6 protein-coding genes are annotated in these 6,150 nt (G+C 69.1%); 4 read left to right on the top strand and 2 right to left on the bottom strand.

Features of this window, described 5'->3' with window-relative positions:
* The first annotated feature begins 430 nt into the window (after positions 1–430).
* Complete coding sequence (locus VNO22_03240; protein ID HXG60367.1) at positions 431–3,814, top strand: bifunctional serine/threonine-protein kinase/formylglycine-generating enzyme family protein; 3,384 nt, start codon at positions 431–433, stop codon at positions 3,812–3,814.
* A gap of 95 nt (positions 3,815–3,909) precedes the next feature.
* Positions 3,910–4,431 carry a diversity-generating retroelement protein Avd gene (avd, locus tag VNO22_03245; GenBank protein HXG60368.1) on the top strand — a complete coding sequence of 174 codons (522 nt, stop codon included), beginning with the start codon at positions 3,910–3,912 and terminating at the stop codon, positions 4,429–4,431.
* Positions 4,432–4,583: 152 nt separating this feature from the next.
* On the opposite strand, the gene VNO22_03250 is transcribed toward avd, so the two are convergent.
* Both VNO22_03250 and VNO22_03255 read right to left on the bottom strand, forming a co-directional pair.
* Positions 4,584–4,928, bottom strand: a complete 345-nt coding sequence (locus tag VNO22_03250) for a DUF5615 family PIN-like protein (GenBank protein ID HXG60369.1) — start codon at positions 4,926–4,928, stop codon at positions 4,584–4,586.
* The gene (locus tag VNO22_03255; protein HXG60370.1) at positions 4,925–5,170 is read right to left on the bottom strand and encodes a DUF433 domain-containing protein; all 246 of its coding nucleotides are present in this window, start codon (positions 5,168–5,170) and stop codon (positions 4,925–4,927) included. The genes VNO22_03250 and VNO22_03255 overlap by 4 nt, the downstream gene beginning before the upstream one ends.
* A 68-nt stretch (positions 5,171–5,238) precedes the next feature.
* Here VNO22_03255 and VNO22_03260 point away from each other — a divergent pair, with 68 nt between their 5' ends.
* On the top strand, positions 5,239–5,589 hold the full coding sequence (locus VNO22_03260; GenBank protein HXG60371.1) for a hypothetical protein: 351 nt from the start codon (positions 5,239–5,241) through the stop codon (positions 5,587–5,589).
* 137 nt (positions 5,590–5,726) lie between these two features.
* Positions 5,727–6,150, top strand: a 424-nt coding sequence (locus tag VNO22_03265; protein ID HXG60372.1) for a hypothetical protein, incomplete at its 3' end; no start/stop codon positions are given.

Genomic DNA, 6,150 nt, shown 5'->3' on the forward strand with positions numbered 1-6,150 from the left:
GCTTTTCCAGGGCGTCGTCGCCTGCATCCATTCGGACTTCCGGCTGGGCGGGCTTCGGCCCGGAGAGACCAAGCGCGCGCGCGGGAAGGTCTACCTCATGGAGAACGACCCGGACCGTCTTCTGGCGCGCTACCGCCGGGATTTTCCGGACGGGGCGCGATGACGCCCGTCGTCCCCGACCGGTCCCATGTTCCGCGGGCTTGAATCGGTCCTGACGCAGAGCTGGGAGCGCGGCCGAAGGCCGGGCCTTCCCGGCGGCGGTATTCCAGGCCCGACCCTCTCCCCCGATCCTTCGCAAAGTTGGCGTCCGCCGTTGCGTCCGTAGGCTATACTTTTCGCGGAACAACGGGGAATTTCGGGCCGCCGAAACCGGCGAATCCGACGGCGGTCCGGCGCCGTGCGCTTTGGAAGGACCGGGGAGAGCGCCCTCATGGCCGACCGGCCGCCGGATGAGCTCCTGGCTCAGCACCTGCGCAAGGCGGGGATCGTCACCGACGCCGAGCTCCGCACGGCGATGCAGGCGCAGGCGGAAAGCGCCGCCCTGGGTCGGATCCTCCCGCTCGGGGAGATCCTCGTCCAGCAGGGCGTTCTCACGCCCGTCCAACGGGAGAAGATCGAGCGTCAGCTCGGCGAGCAGCGCGACGAGGCCAAGCGGCTCGGACCCTACCGCATCTTGAAGAAACTCGGCGAAGGCGGCATGGGCGCGGTCTACCTCGCCGAGGATCCTTCCGGCCAGAAGGTCGCGCTGAAGGTTCTCCCCAAGGTCGCGGCCCAGCGGGAGGATCTCGTCCGGCGCTTCCTGCGCGAGGTGGACGCGGCCCGGAAGCTGGAGCATCCGAACATCGTGCGCGCGGGCGAGGCGGGCCAGGACAAGGGATTCCACTACTACGTCATGGAATACGTGGAGGGGGAGACGCTCGGCTCGCGCCTGAAGCGCACGGAGTTCGTCCCTCCCGACGAAGCCACCCGGCTCGTCCTCCAGATCGCCCACGGCCTCAAGTACGCCCACGGCCGGGGATTCATCCACCGGGACATCAAGCCGGACAACATCATCGTGACGAAGGAGGGGGTGGCCAAGATCCTGGACATGGGGCTTTCGAAAAACATCGAAGAAGCCCAGACCTTCCGCACCGTGACGGGGGTGTTGCTCGGCACGCCCCACTACATCGCCCCCGAGCAGGCGCAGGGCGACAAGGGCATCGACGGCCGGGCGGACATCTACTCGCTGGGGGCGACCTATTACCACCTCGTCACGGGCGAGACGCCCTTCCACGGGACGACCGCGATCGAGATCATCGGCCATCACCTCCATAAGCAGATTCCCGATCCCCGGGACATCCGGGACGGCATTCCCGAGGGGGTGGTGCACATCATCCGCAACATGATGGCCAAGAAGCCGGAAGATCGGTACCGGGACTGCGCGGAGCTCATCGCGGACCTGGAGCGCGTGCTGGAGGGCCGGAACCCCGGCAGCCGGGCGCTCGAGGCGGAGCGGTCGGCCGTGGCCTTGCCCATGGCGCGGGAGGCCCGCGAACGGTTCCGCGCCCAGCGGCGCGGACAGCGGCCCGGCACCTACCGGGCGACGACGAAATCGAAGCGACACGCGACGCCGTGGGTCGCGGGCGGCTTGGGAGCGGCGGTCGTCCTCGTCATCGTGCTGGCGGTCGCCGCGGGAGGGACCCGATCGAAACTTCCGGAGCCCGCGCGGACGGCGGCCAACGAGCCGCGCGCCGAGGTTCCCAGGCCGCGCGAGCCCGAGCCTCTCCCGCGAACCCGGACGCCTCAAGAGCGTCGGGAAGAGGAGGCGGAGCGGAAATACGCGGAGATCGAGGCGGCCCAGGGCCGGTTCGCCGAGGATGAAATCCGCCGACGCTTCCAGGAATTCGCCAGGGAATACGGCGACACCGCGCGCGGCGGGACGGTCGCCCGCCGGCTCAAGGAGACGGAGCCTGCGCGGAGCAAGCCGGCGGAACCCGCGGTCGCCGAGGCGCCCAAACCGGAGGTCCCCAAGCCCCCCGAACCGGCGCCGCCTCCGCCCGTGGCGAAACCGCCCGAGCCTGCCTCCGTGCCACCCATCTTGAAGCCTCCGCCGACGCCCCCCTCCGCGCCCGCGGGGATTGCCGCTTCGGAGGGCAAGCCCAGGCGCCCGGCGGTACCCGACCCCGCCCGGCAGCGGGAGGCGGACGCCAAAGCCCGGGAGACGTTCGCCCTCGACAAGGCCAAGACGGCCAAGGAGAAGGCGGAAGTGGCGCGGACGCTGCTGGCGACCGCGTCCACGTCCGGGGCGAAGGAGGCGGAGCTCTACGTGCTTCTGCGGCTGGCGAGGGCGCTGGCGGCCTCGGGGCTGGACGTCCGGACGGCGCTCGAGGCGATCGACGCCTTGGCGGCGGCGTTCGACGTGGACGCGACAGTCGAAAAGATCGATCTCTTCACGAAGGCGACGCCGAAGGGGGCGGAGGCGGCGGAGTGGGCGGAGGCGGCGCTCGACGAGGCCGAGAAAGCCCTGGAGGCGGACAACTACGAGGCGGCGGTGAAGCTGGCGGCCCGGGCGGAAGCGCTGGCGCGGGCCTCGACCGACAAAGAGCTCCAGGAGGTCGCCAAAGAGCGCGCCAGGGAACTGGCGAACCTCAAGCGCCTGGCGGACGGTCTCAAGAGCCACGTCCAGACGCTCGAGACGAAGCCCGACGATGCGGTGGCGAACGCGGCGGTCGGGAAGTTCGTCTGTCTCGTGAAGGGGGAGTGGGCGCGGGGGCTGCCGATGATGGCGAAAGGCTCGGACGCGGCGCTCAAGGCGCTGGCGGAACGGGAGCTGGCGAATCCAGCGGACGCCGAGGAGCAGGCGGCGCTGGGGCGGGCGTGGAAGACGCAGGCGGAGAAGGAGACGCCGACCTACAAGGCCGCGGCGCGGGAACGGGCCAGGGAATGGCTGGAACGGGCGATCCCGGGACTGACGGGGCTCAAGAAGGTCGCCGCCCAGAGGGACCTCGATTCGCTCGGCGCGAGTGCGGCCCCCAAGAGCCGCCAGTACCTCGATTTGGGAGGCGGCGTACGAATGGAGCTGGTGTACCTCCGCCCAGGCACCTTCACCATGGGTGGAACGCTGGCACCCGGCCACGACTGGCAGGCCGACGAGCGGCCGGAGCACAAGGTGACGATCACGCGGGCATACCATCTCGGAAAGTACGAGGTGACACGAGGGCAATTCGCCGCATTCGTCAAGGCGACGGGTTACAAAACGGATGCGGAGAAGGAGGGGAAGGCGTGGGGCCGAACCGCCGAAGCGCACTGGCAGGAGATCGCGGGAAACAACTGGCGGACGCCGGCGACGTTCACGCAAACGGACGACCATCCGGTGGTGTGCGTGAGCTGGAACGACGCCAGGGCGTTCTGCGACTGGGCGACGAAGAGGACAGGCCGAACGGTGAGGCTTCCGACGGAGGCGGAGTGGGAGTACGCGTGCCGCGCGGGGACGAGGACGACGTGGTCGTTCGGGGACGACGGAAGCGCGATGGGGGACTATGGCTGGTATGACAACAACTCGGGGATGCAGACGCATCCGGTGGGCAGAAAGAAGCCGAACGCGTGGGGCCTGTACGATATGCATGGGAACGTGTGGGAGTGGTGTCAGGACTGGGCGGAACCGTATGCGGCCTCGGAGGCGGTGGACCCTCTGGGCTCCACGAGCGGGGATCGCCGGGTCCTGCGCGGCGGCGCTTGGGACATCCCTCCAGCGTGTGCGCGCTCGGCCTTCCGACACCACGATCTGCCCGGGTCCAGCAGCACGGGCGTCGGCTTCCGCGTGGCCGTGGAGTAGCCTCCCCTCGGTCGTGACGCTTTGTCCCTTAGTACTTTGAGTATTTGGGGGGCGAGCGGGGGGCGAAGTCCCCCGCTCGAGTCGTAGAAATGGGGATGAGGGGAGCCCAAGAGCCCATCGTTTTCCAGCACGCGTACGATCTCACGCGGTGGTACGCGGACCGGACGGCGGCGTTCCCGAAGACGCATCGCTTCACGCTGGGAGACCGGGTGCAGACAACCCTGTTCGATCTCCTGTCGGTGCTTCAGGACGCGGCGTATGGGAAAGGGAGGGCCGAAGCCTTGATCCGGGCGCAGGACTGCATGGACAAGCTGCGGCTCTGGAACCGCTTGGCCCGCGACCTCCGGTGCGTGAGCCCGAAACAGTACGCGTACGCGGCCGAGAGGATCGAAGAGATCGGGCGGCAGGTGGGCGGATGGAGCCGTTCATCGCCGGGGCGGGGGCGTCTCGCCTCGTCGACGGACGGGACCCCACGCCCGGTGCCTGCGGGGCGGGAGCTGGAACAACAATGCGGTCCACTGCCGTTCCGCGTTCCGCAACGACAATCCACCATCGAACCGCAACACGAACAACGGCTTCCGGGTGCTGGTGCCCAAGACTCTCGTGAAGTGCGCTGAGACCGGGCGTCCACGGATTCCCGGTGGCGCGAGCGGAGAGGCTACGAGTCCCGTTCGGGTGCTTCGTGCCGGAGACGGCGCTAGGAAACGAACCCCTCCTCCGGGCCCTTTGACGATGAAGCGGGCCTTCGCCATTCCGCCCGCCTCGGCGTTTACCGGAGTCGGACCACGCCTTCGCCGACGACGGCGAAGCGGCCTCTGAGCCGCTCCCCCACCGTGCCGACGGCCTCCCCCACGGCCTTACGGACCTGCGTCGGAAGGCTGTGACGAAGCTTGAGGAGCATGACGCCCGCATGGCGCAGGCTCCGCGCGAAGACGAGGCGCCCGAAATCCTTGTCCTCGGTGACGAGAATTCTCTCCTCCTTCAGCGCCAGCGCGAGCACGTCCTCGTCCGAAGCGCCGCGGGCCACCTCGGCGACGGAGGCCGCATCGTGACCCAGGGAGCGGAGGTGAAGGGCCAGGCCGACGCCCAGGTTCTCGTCGACGAGGAACCTCAAGCGGAGCGGCTCTCGGGAAGCGGAACGATCTCCTCGTGCCCGGCCAGGCTGGCCCCATAGGCGAGGCAGGCCCGGATATCGTCCTCGACGAGCTGCGGATACTCCTTCAAGAGCTCCGGGGTCGGCAACCCCTGAGCCAGGAGGCTCAGGACCCGCTCAACCGTGACCCGGGTGCCCCGCACCACGGGCTTTCCTGCCATGACCGCCGCGTTCACCACGATTCGGCTCGCCAGATCGCTCATACTTTGATGATAACGCGTTGCCGCCGGTCCTTCAAGGGGCGCGCCTCGCGTGACGCGGATCCGGCGGGGTGCAATACTCCTCAAACGGGAGGATATCGTTCACGGCCGACCGGCCCTCTGACGAGGTCCTCGCGCAGCACGTCGTCAAGGTAGGTCTCGTCAAAGACGCCCAGCTCAAGGCGGCCCTTCAGGCCCAAGCCAAGCGCGCGTTGAAGGGCACGCCCGTGCCGCTGGGCCAGACCCTCGTCGAGCAGGGATTCCTCACGGCCGCCCAGCTGGAAAACCTCGAGGAGAAGCTCCAGGCCCAGCGCGACGAGGCCAAGCGGCTCGGGCCGTATCGCATCTTGAAAAAACTCGGCGAAGGCGGCATGGCGCGGTCTACCTCGCCGAGGATCCTTCCGGCCAGAAGGTCGCGCTGAAGGTTCTCCCCAAGGTCGCGGCCCAGCAGGAGGATCTCGTCCGGCGCTTCCTGCGCGAGGTGGACGCGGCGCGCACGCCGCGAGTTTCGGGCGATGCCCCCCTGAGTCCGCCGGGCCTTCCGGCCCGTAGTGTTTTCGTGAGGGCCGTTCTGCCGCTCCTTCTGGCGCTCGGCTGCCGGAGCGCCCCCGACCCCTGGCGCCCGCCGCTGGCGGTGACGTGGGAGAAGAACATCCTGCGGATCCGCGGCCCCGGCATTCCGGGCGGCGAGGTGCCGATTCTTTACCTCGAGGCCTACTGCCGGTCGGGCTCCACCGACCGCGACTGGCGGGAGACGGTGATCCCTCATCGGACGGAGCGGGTGTCCGCGTCCCCGGACGGAACCTCGCTCCGCCTGCGCTGCCGCGTGGAAGGAGGCGTGGAGGTCGACCACGAGATCCGCGCGGGCGAAGGGGAAGTGGACTTCCGCGTCGAGGCGGTCCACCGCGGAACGCAATACGTGGACGCCGTCTGGGTGCAGCCGTGCATCCGCGTGGACCGTTTCACGGGGGGCGACAAGGAGT

It is taken from the genome of Planctomycetota bacterium, assembly GCA_035574235.1.
Lineage (GTDB): Bacteria > Planctomycetota > MHYJ01 > MHYJ01 > JACPRB01 > DATLZA01.